Here is an 18,953-nt window from a genome sequence, read left to right on the forward strand (position 1 = left end):
TCAGACAATCCATGGCCACGAAAGATGAGCTTGAAGCGATCAGACAGTCCATGGCCACGAAAGATGAGCTTAAGGCGATGGCTACCAAAGATGATTTTAACGCAGTGAAACTCGCTGTTCTCGAACTTTCTGAAAAAGTCAATACCATTATGGAGAATATGGTTACAAAAACGGACCTTAAATATATTGAAACCAAAATCATTGAACATGATAAAGAATTATTTAAGTTTAAAGATTTTGTTTCTTTACTTACAAAATAATGATTACTAGCAAGTTCCTTGACTTTTGCTTTCAAATCGTTATAATAAATTATCAATCATAATATTCCGTCTTCAATGAAGGAACTAGTAAGTTTGGTCTTGGATTGTTCTAGAGAGAAGGATCATGGCTGGAAGTCCTTCCAATCCGCAAACTGAACCCATTCCTGAGAAATCTGCGAGGAGCAAGATCGTTCCCCTTACGTTACAAGGGTTAGAGTGAACATGTAACTGTGATGAAAATGTTACATGTTAATAAAGGTGGTACCACGGAGTTGATCCGTCCTTTAGGATGAGATTAACTCCTTATTTTTTGTTAAGCTTAATAAAAGGAGTGCAGAATTAATGGAAGACAAGAAGTTTGTCAAAGAAATTCAAAGCAAAGAAGAAGATTATTCTCGTTGGTATTTAGACATTGTAAAAAAAGCCGATCTGATGGATTATGGCCCTGTCAAAGGAACAATGGTTATTAAACCTTATGGCTATGCCATTTGGGAAAATATGCAAAAAGATTTAGACAGGCGGATCAAAGAAACGGGACATGAAAATGCTTATTTTCCTCTCTTAATCCCTGAATCCTATTTAAAAAAGGAAATGAATCATGTTGAAGGGTTTGCTCCTGAAGTTGCTTGGGTAACCCAAGGAGGAAACGAACCGTTAGAGGAGCGCCTTGTTGTTCGTCCCACTTCGGAAACCATTATTTGCTCCATGATGAGTCAATGGATTCAATCCTATCGTGACTTGCCAATGAAATTAAATCAATGGGCCAATGTCATGCGTTGGGAAAAAAGTACAAAACCTTTCTTACGTACATCTGAATTCCTCTGGCAAGAAGGACATACTGCCCATGCGACTTATGAAGAAGCGGAAGAAGAAGCACTACAAATGTTAGAAGTATATCGGGCTTTTGTCGAAGAAGTTCTGGCAATGCCTGTTATTCCTGGGAAAAAGACAGAAAATGAGAAGTTCGCAGGTGCTGAACATACGTATAGTATCGAAGCGCTCATGAGCGACGGAAAAGCATTACAAGCTGGTACTTCCCATCATTTAGGACAAAACTTCTCGAAAGTATTTGACATTCAATTTGCCGATCAGAACAATCAAATGCAGTATGTGTATCAAACTTCTTGGGGTTCGTCTACTCGCTTAATTGGCGGATTAATTATGACCCATAGTGATGACCGTGGCCTTGCTCTACCACCAAAAGTAGCTCCTATCCAAGTGGTTATTATCCCGATTCTTCGCGGGGATAAAGAATTGATTCGCAATAAAGCCCATGAATTAGCAGCTGAGTTGAAACAAGGAGGCATCCGTGTAAAAGTAGATGATCGGGAAGAGATGACTCCCGGTTGGAAGTTTAATGAATATGAAATGCGCGGTGTACCCATCCGTATTGAATTAGGACCAAAAGATCTGGAAAAAGAGCAATTCGTTTTGGCACGTCGAGATACAGGAACGAAAGAATTCTTACCATTAATGAACTTCGTAGAAACGATTAAAGAAAAATTGGAGCAAATCCAAAAAGATATGTTTGACAAAGCAAAAGCTTTCATGGATAGCCATACCTTTGAAATCAATTCCATCGAAGAGATGAAAGAACAACTTCTTAAGGAAAAAGGCTTTATGAAGAGTTGGTGGTGTGGCGATCTCAAATGTCTCGATGAAGTAAAAGAAGAAACAGGAGCAACAGCCCGCAATATTCCTTTTAAGCAACGAGAAGGCAGCGGTAAATGTGTCTGCTGTGGGAAAGAAAGCACAACGACGGTTTACTTTGCAAGAGCGTATTAAATTGTTCCCCTGAACATCATGTTCAGGGGTTTTTTTTGCATAAGCATAATTCGATTAAACCAAGTAGAAAATATATAAGTATCATTTTTTAGCAAGGAGGCGTAAAAGTTGCCCTCAACGAAAGCAAATGGAATGACAATTTTAGCCATCGGTTCTGTTCCATTAATTATGACCTTAGGGAATTCGTTGTTAATTCCTATCTTGCCAAAAATGAAATCGGAACTAAATCTCTCCCAATTCCAAGTCAGTTTAACCATTACTGTGTTTTCTGTTGCAGCAGCAATTATGATTCCTATCTTAGGTTATTTATCCGACCGTTTAACACGTAAAAAAATCATCATTCCCTCTTTATTCCTATATGGTATTGGTGCTTTTCTTGCTGGATTTGCAGCGGCTTGGTTTTCCAAACCTTACCTCTGGATTATCATCGGCAGAACCTTACAAGGGATCGGAGCAGCTGGAACAAGCCCAATTGCGATGGCTTTAACTGGAGACTTATTTAAAGGTGGAATGCAAAGTAAAGTCCTAGGGATCGTTGAGGCCTCTAATGGTTTTGGTAAAGTACTTTCACCCATTATCGGATCATTACTAGCGTTAATCATCTGGTATGCGGTCTTTTTTGCTTTTCCCGTATTTTGTCTCATTTCTATCCTCTTAAATTGGTTTTTTATCAAAGAGCCACCAAGAAAACAGCCCTCTCCACCAATCGGTCAGTATGTGAAAGGTCTATTTTCTGTCTTTAAACATGAAGGACGTTGGTTATTTGTTACTTATCTTGCTGGCGCTACAGGACTTTTTACTCTTTTTGGTATGTTATTCTATTTATCGGATACCTTAGAAAAACAATATCATATTGATGGCGTGATTAAGGGGTTAATTTTAGCTATTCCTTTATTGTTTATGATGTCAACTTCTTATATCACAGGGAGCAAAATAAAGAAAAAACAACATTTAATGAAAACATTAATCATTACAGGATCTATCCTTATGACGATTTCTTTTGCTACTTTAACTTTTTTTTCGACATTAATTCCATTTATTTCTATTTTAGTTATAAGCAGTATTGGAACAGGACTGCTTCTTCCTTGTTTGAATAGTCTTATCACTGGATCAGTGGGAAAAGAACGAAGAGGTTTTGTGATCTCTCTTTATGGATCAGTAAGGTTTTTGGGGGTTGCTTTTGGTCCACCTGTATATAGTTGGTTGATGGATTGGTCGCGAACAGGAATGTTTTTGGCGACTGCGGGTCTTACTTTGCTTGTTGGAATCCTTTCATTCTTTCTGATTCAAGTAAAAAATCCATCATCAAATGATACAGATTCACTATTTAAAAAGCTGCAATGGCAGACTGAATAATTATCTAACATAAAAGGAGGGTATTCGATGGAGATTTATCTTTCTCCAGAAATCATTAATCCTGAATCGCAAATCTTAAATATCGTCGATCAAAATCAAAAGGCGGTTGGTTATTTAGCTTTGGTCTTTACAGAAAAAAAGGCTTATGTTTATGGTCATTTGGAAGATGAAGGGGTTCGTGAGGACTTTAAGGATTTGATTACACCTTATCTTCAGGGAATTGCAAAAAGCAAAACAAATTTAGAACTTTATTCATACATCGCTACAGGTGGAAAAAAACTAGAAATCAATAACGAAAAATAGGCGTACTCCTAAGGGCATAGGTGAATATCCTACTTCTGAACGATTTGCGAAGGAGGAAAATTATGGATATTCTTTTGCAGCTATTTGAACCATTTAGTATTTTTATTATGGCCGTTGGTGTTCTCCTCGGGATTATTATTGGAGCTTTGCCAGGATTAACACCTACAATGGGAGTCGCCATCGCGATCCCCTTTACATTTTCCCTTCCTGCCGAATACGGGCTTCTTTTGCTTGGTGGAATTTATAGTGGGGCCGTTTATGGCGGGTCAATTCCTGCTATCTTATTCAATATTCCAGGTGCCCCAGCTTCAGTCGCGACTACTTTTGAAGGATATCCCATGGCCAAAAAAGGCGAAGCAAAGAAAGCATTAGAATTATCAACAATTGCATCAACCATTGGCGGATTAGTAGGGATGTTCCTACTTTTATATTTTGCTCCTTTCTTTGCAGAGATCTCTTTACAATTTGGCCCAGTAGAAAACTTTTGGATAGCTATCTTTGGAATCACAATTATTGCCGTGATTTCCGATGGATCTATAATCAAGAATATGATGAGTGGAGCCGTTGGAATTCTCCTTTCGATGATCGGAATTCACACGATCACGGGAACGGCACGTTTCACCTTTGGAAATCCTGTTTTTGTTGGCGGTTTAAATGTTGTCTCTGTATTAATCGGATTATTTGCTTTTCCCCAAGCTCTGAGATTAATTGAAGAAATCAGACAAAAAAAGGGAGCAGAAATTTTTGAATACATCGATTCAAAGAAACCCTCGCTTCTTTCCTCTTTTATAGATGTTATAAAAAATCTCAAAGCCTTATCGATTGGAACAATTGTCGGATTAATTGTTGGAATTGCACCTGGTGCAGGAGGAAACGTTGCTAGTATTATGGCTTATAATGAATTGAAACGTTTCTCAAAGGAAAAAGAAAAGTTCGGAAAAGGATTGAAAGAAGGAGTGATTGCTTCGGAGAGCGCCAACAATGCAGAAGTCGGTGGTGCTTTAGTTCCATTGTTAACTTTAGGGATTCCTGGATCTCCCACATCAGCCATTTTCTTAGGTGGGTTAATGATTCATGGAATTTGGCCTGGTCGGGATCTATTTATCGAACATGCTACGGTTGCCAATCATTTCCTTTATGGAATGGTAATCATTCAGATTTTAATCCTTATCATTGGATTATTTGCCATTCGCTATTTCAGTCGATTAGTCAATATCCCTAACTATTTTATGGCCCCAATCATCATCTCTTTTTCGATCATTGGTGCTTACACGACACAAAATAGTACATTTGATATTTATTCAATGGTGATCATCGGGATTCTGATGTATATCTTTCATAAATTCAATTTTTCACCAGCCCCTGTTGCCTTAGGTTTCATTCTTGGACCAATTGCCGAAGAAGGTTTGCTACAAGGGATTGAAATTGGTGAATCTAACGGTGCCATTCTTCCTTATTTCTTCACTGGGAAATGGAACATCATTTTAATCATGATCACCGTATTTACGATGGGTTACTCACTATGGCATTCTTACAAACAACATAAAAGACATGAACAAAAATCCAACCGCTCATTTGCGTTGCGATCCCTTTTATCGATTCGGGGATTATCTTGGTTCGTTTTTGGGGTTATCTCTTTTATTTTTTTCCTTGCCATTCAAGATATGGAATTTGAAATGAAAGTTTTCCCTTCATTTACTTTAATATTTATCCTTGTTCTCACATTCTTGCGATTGATACAAATCGGTTTTACTAAACAAAATTTAATTGTGAAAAAGAAAATAGGTTGGACCCCTTTTTCTACTCTATTATTCATTTGCTTTATCGTTTTCATCAGCCTACTTACCGATTTGATTGGATTTTACTTACAGGTTTTAATTCTAATGGTATCCGTACCCGTCTATTATTACATGCAAAGAAAAAATATTCTTCATCTATCAAGAATCCTCATCGTTTCAACTTCCTTTACCCTTCTGATGTATTTGGTATTTACAGGATTGATTAAAGTTCCCCTTCCAAGTGGGTCAGCTTTAAATATTTTGCAATTTTTCTAGTGCTTTTTAAAAATTTTTGGCTTGTATGATTAGACATACAAGCCCATTTTTTGGCGATTTTGCCAATTATTGATTCACATTCACACTTTTAATAAGCTGTTCATAAAGTACTTTTCGCTTTTCAAACTCCTTTTTCACTTGTTCTCGATTTAGAATTAACATATCTGCTCCAGCTTTTTTCATATCCTCAAGAAATCGAGAATCCTTCATAATTTGCATAAATCCCTTTTCTAACTTATCGATGATCTCCTTGGGAGTTCCCTTTTTTGCTGCAATGCCCCGATCCGTACTCATGACCACTTCCGGATAACCTAACTCTGCGAAAGTAGGGGTATTTGGAACTAATGGATGACGTTCCTTTGTGGCGATCGCTAGGATTCGAACTTGATCCTCTAAACGGTACATATCCGATAAGTTTCCAGAAATAAAATCCGTATGTTTACCAAGTAATGAAGCAATGGAATCAGCCGACCCTTTATAGGGAATATCTTTAACATCAATATTGGCTGCTTTTTCCAATTGTAGTATGGCCATATGCTGGCCAACAAATTTCCCTGCTGTGCCAACAGTTAACTTTCCTGGAACTTGTTTTGCTTTTTGAATCAAATCATGGAGATCTTTAATCGGACTATCCTTGGTTACGGCAAAAACGGTTGGGTCTTGGCCCCAGTTGATAATCGGGTCAAATGTATCTAGATTGTATGCTGTTTGCCCTACCAAAGGTTGTGTAATGATATGGGGTAGATTATAGGCTGTTAAAATGTAGCCATCAGGCGCAACAGAGGAAAAATAATTCCAACCGACGGATCCACCACCTCCAGGTTTGTTAACAATAACGAGTTCTTGCCCTAAATACTTTTTGGCATATTTAGCAATGATTCTAGCTTGAGTATCAGTCGCTGCCCCAGGAGAATAGGAAACGATTAATTGGATTGGTTTATTAGGGAAATCTTGCAAATTCGTTTTCGAATCGAAACAGCCAAAAGTAGATAGCAAAAGAATGACAAATATTAGTATAAAGATCAAGAATTTCTTTCCATTCATATTTTCCCTCACCCCTTTTCATCTCCTTAAAAAAGATATGTGAGGGACTCTTTTTTATGTAAGTCCAGAGAAATTTTTCTTTTATTTTTTTCGAATGGTGACCGATTGGATCACAACGACATTTGAAGCCAAATGAAAATCATAAATGAGATCCACAATTTTTGAAGATAACCATTGGCTAAAGAGCGCTTGAAAAATGATTTCCCAAGAAATAAGAGACGCGGTTAACAAAAAGATCGCCCCATTGATCAAAAATAGGGGTGTACCTGGAGCTATATTGCGATATTTCGCAATAATTAATGCTAAGACGCCAACTCCGCCATTAGAGACCCCTTGCTTTAACAAAATGCCAATCCCAATACCTAAAATAAAAGAACCAACAAACAAATCGATCCAAACATTTGTAAAAATGTGAACAGGGAAATCAAAAACCTGAATGGTAATCGCTGCCACAGAAATACTGTACATGGTTCCAATGGCGCTGGAATTTCCTAACCACCTAATCCCAGCTAACAACATAGAAAAATTAGCTATCCATAGAGCAACTCCAGTGGGGATATGGAACAAGTAATTCATCAAAACCGCAATTCCCCCTGCTCCTCCTGATGGTATATTATTGGGAAATAGAAAAATGTCCATGGCTAAACCCTGGATGATCGCACCAATTGTAATCATAAAGTAAGTTTTAAAATCATAGGGAACCTGCATTTCCTTTTTCATTCTATAAACCTTCAATCCAAAAAAAGTAAATCTGTTTCATTTTGTCTCTTTACCATTCTATTTGAAACAAATAAAAATATTAGTCTTGTCTTAAAAATTCATCACAAATTTGTGTGTAAGAATAAAAATACGTTTGTATATTATATGGCTTGTATGTAAATAAAAGCCTTGTTGTCCCTATCAGACAAACAAGGCTTACATTTATTTTTATTCATCTATTTTTATTCATCTTTCATAGCTTGAATAACTAAGTCTCCCATTTCTTTAGTTGAGACAACCTTTGATTTAGGTCTAGCTAAATCTTTGGTTCGATAACCTGCATCAAGAACATTTTGAACAGCTTGCTCAATTTTCTCTGCTTCTTGATTCATATTAAAAGAGTATCTAAGCATCATCGCAACCGATAAGATGGTAGCTAATGGATTGGCCAATCCTTGACCCGCAATATCCGGAGCTGAACCATGAATCGGTTCATACATGGCTACTTTCTCCGTACCAATACTGGCAGAGGGCAACATTCCGATTGAACCTGTCAACATAGCTGCTTCATCACTGAGAATATCGCCAAACATATTTTCTGTGACAATCACATCAAATTGTTTGGGATATCGTACAAGTTGCATGGCACAATTATCAACAAGCATGTGATTGAGTTCCACTTCAGGATAGTCTACTGCTACTCTTTCTACAACTTTTCGCCAAACCCGTGAAGATTCAAGAACATTTGCTTTATCGACAGAAGTTAGTTTTTTGCGACGTTTCATTGCCGTTTCAAATCCTAGACGAACAATCCTTTCAATTTCATCTTCAGTATAGGTAAGAGCATCAGTCACCTTAATCCCGTTCTCTGTCATCTCTTTCGTTTTTTCCCCAAAGTAAATTCCACCTGTCAATTCGCGAATAACGAGTAAATCAACCCCTTGAATCACTTCAGGTTTTAATGTAGAGGCATCGATTAAAGAGTCGTACACTTTTACAGGTCGAAGATTACTAAAAAGCCCCAATTCCTTGCGAAGTCCTAATAAAGCTTTTTCTGGCCTAACATCTCCAGGCAGATCATCCCATTTTGGCCCCCCTACTGCCCCAAGTAATACGGCATCACTTTGTAAACAAGCTTCTAATGTTTCAGGGGGTAAAGGATTGCCTGTTTGATCAATTGCAATTCCACCAACTAAATATTCCTTAAGTTCAAATTGAACTCCGCTTATTTCTTCCACTGTCTTTAAGACTTTGACCGCTTCCGTCACAATTTCTGGACCAATCCCATCCCCAGGTAAGACAACGATTTTTGGCATTTTCTTTCTCCCTTTCTTTATGAACTGATCTCTTGCTTTTTTAATTCTTGATGGGTCAATCCATGCTTCACATAAATTCGGTTCAATGCATCGATATAGGCTTTGGCACTTGCCTCGATTACATTTGTAGACATTCCCCGGCCATTATACAATTCCCCATTATATTCCACTTTAACATGGACACTACCGACCGCATCACGACCATATCCTTCTGATTTGATCTGATAGTCTTTTAATTTCAAATGAATCCCTGAGATACGATCAATGGTGTTATAAACGGAATCAACTAATCCTTCTCCATGCGCAGCTTCTTCTTTGCTTTCTCCATTTGGAAGTTTAATTCGAAGCATTGCCGTTGAAATGGAATTGTCCCCTGAAATATGAAAATATTCTAGTTCAAAGGCATTTTGCTTAAATTGTTGTTCATCGATAATCATCAGCAAATCATCGTCAAAGATCTCTTTCTTTTTCATCGTCAATTCCTTAAACTTTTGAAAGGCAATATTGATTTGTTCATCGGATAAGGCATAACCTAATGCCATTAATCGTTCTTTAAAAGCGTGCCTTCCAGAGTGTTTTCCAAGCACCAGTTTATTGCTAGAATATCCAACAAGTTCAGGACGAATAATCTCATAGGTAGTTCTTTCTTTTAAGACCCCGTCTTGATGAATTCCCGACTCATGAGCAAAAGCATTCGCTCCGACAATTGCTTTATTCCCAGGTACGATCATCCCTGTTAGTTTACTGATCAACTTGCTGCTTCGAGCAATTTGTTCTAAGTTCATGTTCGTTGTTGCTTGATAGTAATCTTTTCTGGTATATAAGGCAACGGCAACTTCTTCCAATGCTGCATTTCCTGCCCGCTCACCAATACCATTAATGGTTCCTTCTACTTGATCGACCCCATTTTCAATCGCTGCTAAGGTATTGGCAACAGCCAAGCCTAAATCATCATGACAATGTGCGCTAAACAAGGCTTTGTGGCTATTTGGAACCTTTTCTTTTAAATATTTAAACATATAGCCATATTCTCTTGGCATCATGTAGCCTACCGTATCAGGAATATTTATAATCTTGGCTCCTGCATCAATGACTTCTTTTGTAATTCGTGCTAAAAACTCTAAATCGCTTCGTCCAGCATCTTCTGCAGAGAATTGAATTTCTTGGAAATATTTTTTCGCATATTTCACCATTTCAACAGCAATTTCCACCACTTCTTCTGGCGATTTGCGCAATTTATATTTCATATGAATAGGAGAGGTAGCAATAAACAGATGAATCCGTGCTTGTTCTGCATGTTTAATCGCTTCATATACAGCGTCAATATCTCCTTTTGTCGCTCTTGCAAAACCAACAATCGTTGCCCCTTTTACTTCCTCGGCAATTGTTTTTACTGCTTGGAAATCCCCAGGTGACGCGATCGGAAAACCTGCCTCGATCGCATCAACACCTAGGCGAACTAATTGCTTTGCAATTTCTCTTTTCTCATTGGTATTCAAATTGACTCCAGCTGACTGTTCACCATCTCTAAGGGTCGTATCCAAGATTTTTATTACTCGCATTTGACGGCCCTCCATTTTCCTTATTTTTTACTTTTCACAAATGGCATCATTTCGCGAAGTTTTGCCCCAACAACTTCAATCGGGTGTTCTTTTTCCTTCCGATCAATGGCATTAAAGACAGGTCTTCCTACTTGATTTTCTAAGATCCAATTTCTAGCAAATTGACCCGTTTGAATTTCATGAAGGATTTCTTTCATTGCCTTTCGCGATGCATCGGAAATGACGCGTTTACCAGAGATGTAATCCCCATATTGAGCGGTGTCACTGATGGAATATCGCATATGGCTAAGGCCACCTTCATACATGAGATCAACAATTAATTTTAATTCATGTAAACATTCAAAATAGGCGATTTCTGGTTGATATCCAGCCTCGGTAAGAGTTTCAAAACCCGCTTTTACAAGTTCAGTAACACCCCCACACAGTACGGCTTGCTCACCAAAAAGATCCGTTTCTGTTTCTTCTTTAAAGGTCGTTTCAATGACTCCTGCCCGTGTGCAACCAATTCCTTTTGCATAAGCTAGAGCCGTATCTAAAGCCTTACCTGATGGATTTTGGTAGATAGCTAATAAACCAGGAACTCCTGCACCTTGTTCAAACGTTCTTCTGACCAAATGGCCAGGGCTTTTTGGCGCAACCATGACCACATCTAAATCTTCAGATGGAACAATTTGCCCATAATGAATGTTAAAACCATGAGAGAATACGAGTGTTGCTCCTTTTTTCAAATGAGGTTCGATTTCTTCTTGATATACTTTGGCTTGTTTTTCATCGGGTAAGAGAATTTGCACAACATCGGCTAAAGCAACAGCTTCGGAAACGGGATATACTTCAAAACCATCTGCTTCTGCTTGTTGCCAAGATTTCCCTTTTCTTAAACCAACGACTACCTTTACACCGCTATCCCGTAAATTTTGGGCTTGAGCATGACCTTGGCTACCATAACCGATAATGGCTACTGTTTTTCCTTGTAATACCTCTAAATTAGCATCTTGATCATAATACATTTTCATCTTCATCTCTCCCTTTGTTTAATTTTTTTTAAAATATTCTGATTATAAAAGTTTTATCTGATTATCCTCTTTGGATAGCTGCAAATCCGGTTCTTACTAACTCTTTGATTCCATAAGGACGTAGCAATTCAATAATTGCATTTAATTTATCATCATCCCCTGTTGCTTGAATGGTAATTGTCGAATGAGCCACATCCACCACTGTCGAGCGAAAAGGTTCAATAAGATTGGTAATCTCAGGTAGTGTCTGGGGTGTTGCTTTTACTTTGATCAAAATTAATTCTCTAGCCACCATTGGTTCATTGGAAATATCGATGACCTTATGAACATCGATTTGCTTATTAAGTTGCTTTTTGATCTGTTCAATCGTGCGTTTGTCGCCATGAACAACAATCGTCATCCGCGATAGCCCTGGCTCTTCTGTTCTTCCCACTGTAATCGAGTCAATATTAAACCCCCTACGATTGAAAAGACCTGCAATTCGCGTTAAAACACCAGCATGGTCGTTTACGATTAAAGATAACGTGTATTTCATTCGAGTCACTCTCCTTCAATCATCTCATCAAGTGATGCTCCTGGAGGTACAAAAGGAAAGACATTCTCTTCTTCTTCTACAATAAATTCCATAATGACAGGTCCATTATGTTTCATTCCTTCTTCAATAACTTCAGTTACTTCTTCTTTCTTTACTGCACGAATCCCTAACATTCCATAGGCTTCTGCTAATTTGACAAAATCAGGTCCAGTTATGAATGTGCAAGAATAGCGACAATCGTGGAATATTTGTTGCCATTGGCGGACCATTCCTAAGTAAGAATTATTCAAGATCACAATCTTTAATGGCAATTTTTGTTGAACAATGGTTGCTAATTCTTGAATATTCATCTGAATACTTCCGTCACCAGAAATACAGATGACTTTTTTATCAGGGTTTCCCACTTGTGCCCCTACTGCAGCAGGTAAGCCAAACCCCATTGTCCCTAAACCACCAGAAGTAAGAAGTGTCCTTCCTTTTTCAAATTTAAAATATTGTGCCGTCCACATTTGATGCTGGCCAACATCAGTGCTAACAATCACATCTCCTTTTGTATAATTGGAGAGTTGTTCAATGACATACTGTGCCTTGATTCCATTTTTCGAATCTTTATAACGTAGAGGTTTTTCTCGTTTCCATTGTTGCAATTGTTCAACCCATTCTACGGTGTTTCCTGGCGAAGTTTTCTTTATTAATTCGACCAATACAAGTTTAACATCTCCTACCAATGGGAATTGGGTTGGGATAATCTTGCCCACTTCTGCTGGATCTATATCGACATGAACAATCTTTGCCTTTGGCGCAAACCGTTCGATATTTCCTGTTACGCGATCATCAAACCTTGCTCCAAGGGAAATCAACAAATCAGCATTTTGAATCGCTCGGTTTGCAGTAACGGTTCCATGCATGCCAGGCATTCCTAACCATAATGGATGACTGCCAGGAAATCCGCCTAATCCCATAAGTGTAGTTGTTACTGGGATTTGCATTTTTTCCGCAAAATGTAATAATTCTTTTTCTGCACCTGAAGAAATGACCCCACCACCAGCTAAGATTAATGGCCTTTTTGCCTGTTCAATCGCCTTGGCTACTTTTATCACTTGATTGGGATTAGGTTCAATCGTCGGCTGGTAACTTGGAATGGATACAGAATCAGGATAATGAAAAGGTGCAACATTATAAGAAACATCTTTTGGAATATCGATGAGAACAGGTCCTGGTCGTCCAGATTTCGCAATATAAAAAGCTTCTTTTAAGATTCTCGGTAAATCTTCCGTTCGTTGAACCAAATAGTTGTGTTTCGTAATTGGCATGGTAATTCCTGTAATGTCTGCCTCTTGAAAGGCATCTGTTCCAATATAACTGGTAGAAACCTGCCCTGTCATTACCACCAAAGGAATCGAATCCATGTAGGCATTGGTAATTCCCGTTACGAGATTCGTCGCCCCTGGACCTGATGTTCCAATCACCACTCCAACTTTTCCAGTTGATCTAGCATATCCATCAGCAGCATGGATGGCTCCTTGTTCATGGCGAGAAAGGACATGTTTCAAACCTGAATCATATAAGGCATCATAAATGGGAATGACCGCGCCGCCAGGATATCCAAAAATAACGTCAACTCCTTCCCTCTTTAAACACTCGATAATCATTTCCGCACCTGTTTTCATCTCATAAGCAGGTGCTTCATTCGTTTGTTTGTCAACTTGCTGATAGGCTTCCGCTTCCGCTCTCATCTGTACTCACCCTTTCTTCTTCTAATAATCCCAAACTGCTCCAGTATTAGCCGATGTGACATTACGGGCATAGCGTTTTAAATACCCGGATAACTCTTGTTTTTTCACTGGACCATTTGCCTTTATCGATTCCAACCGCTTTTGAATCGTCTTTTCATCAACCAACAATTCAAGTTTTCTTGCGGGAATATCGATCTGAATGAGATCCCCTTCTTCTACTGCTGCGATTGGACCAAAAGCTGCTGCTTCTGGAGAAATATGACCAATGGATGCACCCCTTGTTGCACCAGAAAAACGTCCATCGGTTATAAGAGCAACACTTGAATCTAATCCCATCCCTGCTAAGGCAGATGTTGGTGTTAACATCTCTCTCATCCCTGGTCCCCCCTTTGGTCCTTCATAACGAATCACGACAACATCACCTGGTTGAATTTTTCCGCCTAAAATCGCTTCTACCGCTTCTTCTTCACTGTTAAAAACTCTTGCAGGACCTTGATGAATTAACATTTCCTTAGCGACAGCACCTTGTTTAACCACTGCTCCATCTGGTGCCAAGTTTCCAAAAAGAATCGCTAATCCTCCGGTTTCTGAATAAGGATCTTCAATTGAACGGATCACGGATCGATCTTTAACTTGAACATTGCGTATAGTTTCTTCTAAAGTAGTGGCATTGACTGTAAGTACATCCTTATGTAAGTACCCGTGGTTCATTAGTTCATTCATCACAGCAGCTACTCCACCAGCACGATCTAATACTTCAATATGATTGGACCCAGCTGGACTTAATTTACAAAGTTGCGGTGTTTCTGCTGCGATTTTATTGATTTCATCCAATGTGATACGAATTCCCATCTCATGGGCAATCGCTAAGACGTGAAGAACCGTATTCGATGAACCACCTAACGCCATATCCACTTTTAACGCATTTTCAAAAGCCTCTTTGGTCATGATTTGACTTGGACGGATATCTTTTTGAACAAGTTCCATAATCTTCATCCCAGCCCGTTTTGCGAGTCGATTTCTAGCTGCCATCACCGCTGGAATCGTTCCGTTTCCTGGCAGTGCCATCCCTAAAGCTTCCGTTAAACAGTTCATCGAGTTAGCAGTAAACATCCCTGCACAACTTCCTCCACCTGGGCACGCATTTTCCTCTAAAACGAATAATTCTTCCATGGTCATTTTTCCAGCTTTTACTGACCCAACTGCTTCAAATACGGTAGATAAATCCACCGATTGCCCATTCACTTGTCCCGCCAACATCGCTCCACCACTCACGACAATCGATGGAAGATTTAATCTTGCTGCTGCCATTAACATACCTGGGACGACTTTGTCACAATTTGGCATAAACACTAAGCCATCAAACTGATGAGCATGCACAACCGTATCAATACTATCTGTGATTAACTCACGGCTAGCCAAAGAATATTGCATCCCAGTATGATTCATTGCGATTCCATCACAAACAACAATCGTATTAAATTCAAAAGGGGTTCCGCCAGCCATACGAATACCTGCTTTTACTTCTTCTGCTAGTTGTCTTAAATGTTTGTGGCCAGGCACGATCTCACTAAATGAATTGACAACGCCAATCAAAGGTCTTTCCAATTCTTCATCAGTAATCCCCATTGCTTTAAATAAAGCTCGATGTGGTGCCCTTTCAATTCCTTTTGTCACCTTGTGAGAATTCATATTGTTTCCCCTCCGTTTTTTATGTGTATATTAAAAAAGACTTCAACCCTCATGACATCATCAATGATGACGCCATTAGGGACGAAGTCTTCGTGGTACCACCCTAGTTCACTTTCTTTTCGCAAAGAAAGCCTCGGCACGTGTTTAGCGAAACACGTTATGGATAACGGCCATTCCGGAACTCCATTACTCTGGCCATAGAAATACGGCCATTTCACAAAGTCGATTCCAAGGTGAGTTCACAAAAGGGTTATGGCTAAGATCCCAGCATCCTTAGCTCTCTGAACATAACGATCCTTTTGCTACTTGTCCTTTTCATCATCTTTTTCTTTTTTTTTGGAAAGATATAATGCTTTATATTGTTAAAGTATTACTTGGAATTATAATGCTGTATTTTTCCCCTGTCAATTGTTTTTTTCTGAATATTCTTTTTTGAAAAAATATGAAAACGCTTAATCCATTACCAATTCTAGGTTTAAAAAATTTAAAAATTTTTTATAAAAAATAAAATCCAAAACCGTTTGGCTTGGATTTTTCACTAGTATATTACTATACTATTTGACAGACATAAGTCCAAAATTTTGGAGGTTTATCGGTTAATCGATAACTTCTGTTTTAAAAATGGTATTCATGTGTTTTAATGCTAAATCTTGCTGATCCGTAAAGGTAGCTGTTCCTTTTTTGTAGACAAATGTCTTAAACCCACGATAATATGCTCCAGAAGCCGTTAAAAATACACAAATATCTGTTGCCACACCTGTTAAATGAACTTGTTCAATTCCCTTTTCTCTTAAAATTTGTTCTAAAGGAGTTTCATAAAAAGCATCGTATTGTTCTTTCGGTAGAAAAACCACGTTCTCCTTCTGTTGATGTTTTTGGTACCATTCTGCTAATTCACCATATAATTGCTGTCCCCACGTTCCAATGACATTATGAACAGGCCATTCTTGAAAATGGCGATCGTTTGGCTGATGGGCATCCATGGCAAAAATCACCAAATGATTTCCTTGAAGGAAGCGATTGGCTAAATCGACAATATAAGGAACGATCTGTTGCGCAGGCTTTCCTGCTGTTAATCCTCCATGATCATCAACAAAATCATTACTCATATCAATGATAAGTAGTGCTTTTTTCAAGTCCCTCTCCCCTTTTAAAACATGTCTTTACAGATGATTATACATATATTTTTTCATTCCGGCTACTGATTTAAGACGTGTTGCGCTATAAAACCTCTTCTTAACAAACACTACTAACTACTGCTTTTCGATATGCCTCCGCCATGATTTCCATTGGATGTTTAACAGGTTTATTTGTTAATTGATCGAGTTGGGTTTTACACATCCCACATTCGGTAACGGTATATTCGGCATCTAATTCCTCTACTGCTTGTTTCATGGATGCGCCCATTTTTAGTGATAAATCAAACTTTTCTTCTTTAAAGCCAAATGTTCCACACTGGCCACAACATCCAGCAGCTAAATCCTGCATTTCATAACCAGGAATTAATTCCAGCACATCCATTGCCGGATTGCCGATTCCTTGTGCTTTCATGTGACATGGTGCAAAATACCCAGCCTTTACGTTCATCGGTGCAAGATTGGTGTTCATTTTCCCTTCTTCATGAAGCATCCGTAAATATTCATCGGCATCAAAGACATGTTCGGCTAACTCATCTGCCCCTTCTATTTTCAGTACCTCAGGATATTCCTTTTTTAATGCGGTAGTGCAACTGGTACAAGTTAGAACGATATCGTAACCTTTTCTTGTATATTCTAGTAAACTTTTAACATTAAACTTGGCATTTTTCATCGCTTGTTCTATTTGCCCATTAGCGAGCATGGGGATTCCACAACAATTTTGCTCTGGTTTTGCCACTTCAATCCCATTATAGGCCATCACTTCTACAAAGGCTTCCGCTATCTGCGGGGCATTATATGTGGCATAACAACCAACAAAATAAGCCACTTTTCTCTTCGTATTGGCGGTTTTCTTTTTATACGTACGATTAAAATTCTTAAATTTATATTCTGGAAATTTGCGATCTGCGTGAATTCCTATTACTTTTTGCATCACTTTCCGTACAAGCTTCATTTTCATTACTGTATTGGTAATCGGTGCAAAAGTTGAAGCAACTTTCCCTATCAATTCAGCTTGACTTAATATTTTGTCTCTGAATTTCGTTCCCGATATTTCCGCATGAATCGCCTTTGCTTGTGCCGTTAAACTAGAAACATGAACATCTTCAGGGCAGGAAAGATCACAATTGCCACATAACGTACAAAGTTCAATCCTTGGATCTTCGATCAACTCTTGATTTTCCATTAGACGCTTTAATTCAGGCCCTAAATGTTTCGGTCCGCCAAAATCAAGGGTTGCGTTGGAAACAGGACAACTGACGACACAGGCATTACATTTGAGACATTGATCATAACTGGTGTCTGGTAAGTTGATCATCTTGTTCTCCTCCTAATGGTTGACAATAGTAGTTTTTGATGATCGCCTGAAAGCTAGAAAGAATGGAAAAAATACCCCCTGTGATCCCATACCGTGTAACGTGAAGCCCTTGACTCGCTCCCACTAAATAAAGATTATCGTATGGATTGATTAGATTTCCTTTTTGATCCACTTCCAAACCTAATGCCGTTTCGGTGATCCCGTTTACCATCTGTTCCATACCCCCACCTAGTATTCCGCCAGTGGCAAGGACAAATGCTTTTCCTTCGATGCTGATGGTCTGATTGGTATTACGAACCATGACCGATTCAATCATTTGCTTCCCTTGTTTCCTTCCTATCACTTTGGAATTCATGTATTGACGAACGCCTAAACGAGTCATTTCTTTACGTAATTGTTCGTGTAAGCGTATTGCTGTTGCATTAGGCGGCATTCCTACAGCTTCCGTAACTTTAGCACTCAGTTGATTCGTAAAATCTTCCCAAACTTTTTTCCATTCTATTACGCCTAATACAGATGGAATGATGACTAAGTCTGGAGTTGAAATGGATAAGGATTTCATTTTTCTTTTGATTCCAGCAATGACTTGGTTCCTGATCTCTTCCTGTTCTAATAGTCTAGCCGCATCGAGTTGTGTCATGGTTCGAAGTGAACGATGCCCTAATGAAATCGAGAAATGGTCAATGGTTAATTCAGGACGTTCACTTGCTAAGTTTTCAGCAACATAGGTTGGCTGGAAATCAGAAATCTCTTGGAAACCAATAACAACAATATGACCTGTTTCTGGGATCGGGGTAATAGTAGATGGATATAAAGCAGTTGATTTCAAATAGCCTGAACCTGTTACGATTTGAACAGGTTGCTGAATTGAACCTTGATAGGGATTGCCTAACCGTTTCATCATCGTCTTGAAACGTTTGATTCCACCTTCGATGAATAATGAGTTCCAGCCTTTGATCTGGTATTCACGAATCAGATCATTCATTGTCCCCTCTGTTCCCGGGAGAATATCCATCACACCTGTTGATTGAAGGATCTTCCCTGTCCCTTGACTTATAATGGCAACAGAAGCTCCTTCTTCTTTTGCCCAAATGGCGGATAACATCCCTGTAAAACCTTGACCGATGACCACCAGATCATACAT

15 protein-coding genes, 1 pseudogene and 1 other annotated feature are annotated in these 18,953 nt (G+C 38.7%); of the genes and pseudogenes, 5 read left to right on the forward strand and 11 right to left on the reverse strand.

The window, feature by feature from the left end:
• The 5 genes and pseudogenes from ACMW72_RS09375 to ACMW72_RS09395 all read left to right on the forward strand — a co-directional run.
• Positions 1–260 (forward strand): annotated as a pseudogene (locus ACMW72_RS09375) (hypothetical protein); the annotation flags it as partial.
• Positions 261–602: 342 nt separating this feature from the next.
• Positions 603–2,045 carry a proline--tRNA ligase gene (gene proS / locus ACMW72_RS09380; RefSeq protein WP_418368573.1) on the forward strand — a complete coding sequence of 481 codons (1,443 nt, stop codon included), beginning with the start codon at positions 603–605 and terminating at the stop codon, positions 2,043–2,045.
• A 132-nt stretch (positions 2,046–2,177) separates the two neighbouring features.
• Entirely contained in the window at positions 2,178–3,401 is a 1,224-nt protein-coding gene (locus ACMW72_RS09385) for an MFS transporter (RefSeq protein WP_418368702.1), read from the forward strand.
• 27 nt (positions 3,402–3,428) lie between these two features.
• Positions 3,429–3,704, forward strand: coding sequence for a hypothetical protein (locus ACMW72_RS09390; protein ID WP_418368574.1), 276 nt, complete (start codon positions 3,429–3,431; stop codon positions 3,702–3,704).
• A gap of 62 nt (positions 3,705–3,766) precedes the next feature.
• A complete protein-coding gene (locus ACMW72_RS09395) occupies positions 3,767–5,758 on the forward strand; it encodes a tripartite tricarboxylate transporter permease (protein ID WP_418368575.1) in 1,992 nt (663 codons plus the stop codon).
• A gap of 66 nt (positions 5,759–5,824) precedes the next feature.
• Here the strand turns inward: ACMW72_RS09395 and ACMW72_RS09400 are convergent, their stop codons facing one another.
• From ACMW72_RS09400 to ACMW72_RS09450, 11 genes are all read right to left on the reverse strand, one after another.
• On the reverse strand, positions 5,825–6,802 hold the full coding sequence (locus tag ACMW72_RS09400) for a tripartite tricarboxylate transporter substrate binding protein (RefSeq protein ID WP_418368576.1): 978 nt from the start codon (positions 6,800–6,802) through the stop codon (positions 5,825–5,827).
• An 81-nt stretch (positions 6,803–6,883) separates the two neighbouring features.
• On the reverse strand, positions 6,884–7,522 hold the full coding sequence (locus tag ACMW72_RS09405) for a YitT family protein (protein ID WP_418368577.1): 639 nt from the start codon (positions 7,520–7,522) through the stop codon (positions 6,884–6,886).
• A gap of 221 nt (positions 7,523–7,743) precedes the next feature.
• Positions 7,744–8,817: a 3-isopropylmalate dehydrogenase gene (gene leuB / locus ACMW72_RS09410; RefSeq protein ID WP_418368578.1), complete on the reverse strand. Its 1,074-nt coding sequence runs from the start codon at positions 8,815–8,817 to the stop codon at positions 7,744–7,746.
• A 17-nt stretch (positions 8,818–8,834) separates the two neighbouring features.
• Positions 8,835–10,379, reverse strand: coding sequence for a 2-isopropylmalate synthase (locus tag ACMW72_RS09415; RefSeq protein WP_418368579.1), 1,545 nt, complete (start codon positions 10,377–10,379; stop codon positions 8,835–8,837).
• A 20-nt stretch (positions 10,380–10,399) separates the two neighbouring features.
• A complete protein-coding gene (gene ilvC / locus ACMW72_RS09420; protein ID WP_418368580.1) occupies positions 10,400–11,392 on the reverse strand; it encodes a ketol-acid reductoisomerase in 993 nt (330 codons plus the stop codon).
• Positions 11,393–11,453: 61 nt separating this feature from the next.
• The gene (gene ilvN, locus ACMW72_RS09425; protein WP_418368581.1) at positions 11,454–11,927 is read right to left on the reverse strand and encodes an acetolactate synthase small subunit; all 474 of its coding nucleotides are present in this window, start codon (positions 11,925–11,927) and stop codon (positions 11,454–11,456) included.
• A 5-nt stretch (positions 11,928–11,932) separates the two neighbouring features.
• Positions 11,933–13,663: a biosynthetic-type acetolactate synthase large subunit gene (ilvB, locus tag ACMW72_RS09430; protein WP_418368582.1), complete on the reverse strand. Its 1,731-nt coding sequence runs from the start codon at positions 13,661–13,663 to the stop codon at positions 11,933–11,935.
• A 21-nt stretch (positions 13,664–13,684) separates the two neighbouring features.
• Complete coding sequence (gene ilvD, locus ACMW72_RS09435) at positions 13,685–15,355, reverse strand: dihydroxy-acid dehydratase (protein WP_418368583.1); 1,671 nt, start codon at positions 15,353–15,355, stop codon at positions 13,685–13,687.
• 74 nt (positions 15,356–15,429) lie between these two features.
• Positions 15,430–15,683 (reverse strand) — a binding site (T-box leader).
• Positions 15,684–15,951: 268 nt separating this feature from the next.
• Positions 15,952–16,491 carry a cysteine hydrolase family protein gene (locus ACMW72_RS09440; RefSeq protein ID WP_418368584.1) on the reverse strand — a complete coding sequence of 180 codons (540 nt, stop codon included), beginning with the start codon at positions 16,489–16,491 and terminating at the stop codon, positions 15,952–15,954.
• 100 nt (positions 16,492–16,591) lie between these two features.
• Positions 16,592–17,809: an anaerobic glycerol-3-phosphate dehydrogenase subunit C gene (locus tag ACMW72_RS09445; protein WP_418368585.1), complete on the reverse strand. Its 1,218-nt coding sequence runs from the start codon at positions 17,807–17,809 to the stop codon at positions 16,592–16,594.
• On the reverse strand, positions 17,781–18,953 hold the full coding sequence (locus ACMW72_RS09450) for an FAD-binding protein (protein ID WP_418368586.1): 1,173 nt from the start codon (positions 18,951–18,953) through the stop codon (positions 17,781–17,783). The genes ACMW72_RS09445 and ACMW72_RS09450 overlap by 29 nt, the downstream gene beginning before the upstream one ends.

It is taken from the genome of Tepidibacillus sp. LV47, from assembly GCF_048381575.1.
Classification (GTDB): Bacteria; Bacillota; Bacilli; order Tepidibacillales; family Tepidibacillaceae; genus Tepidibacillus.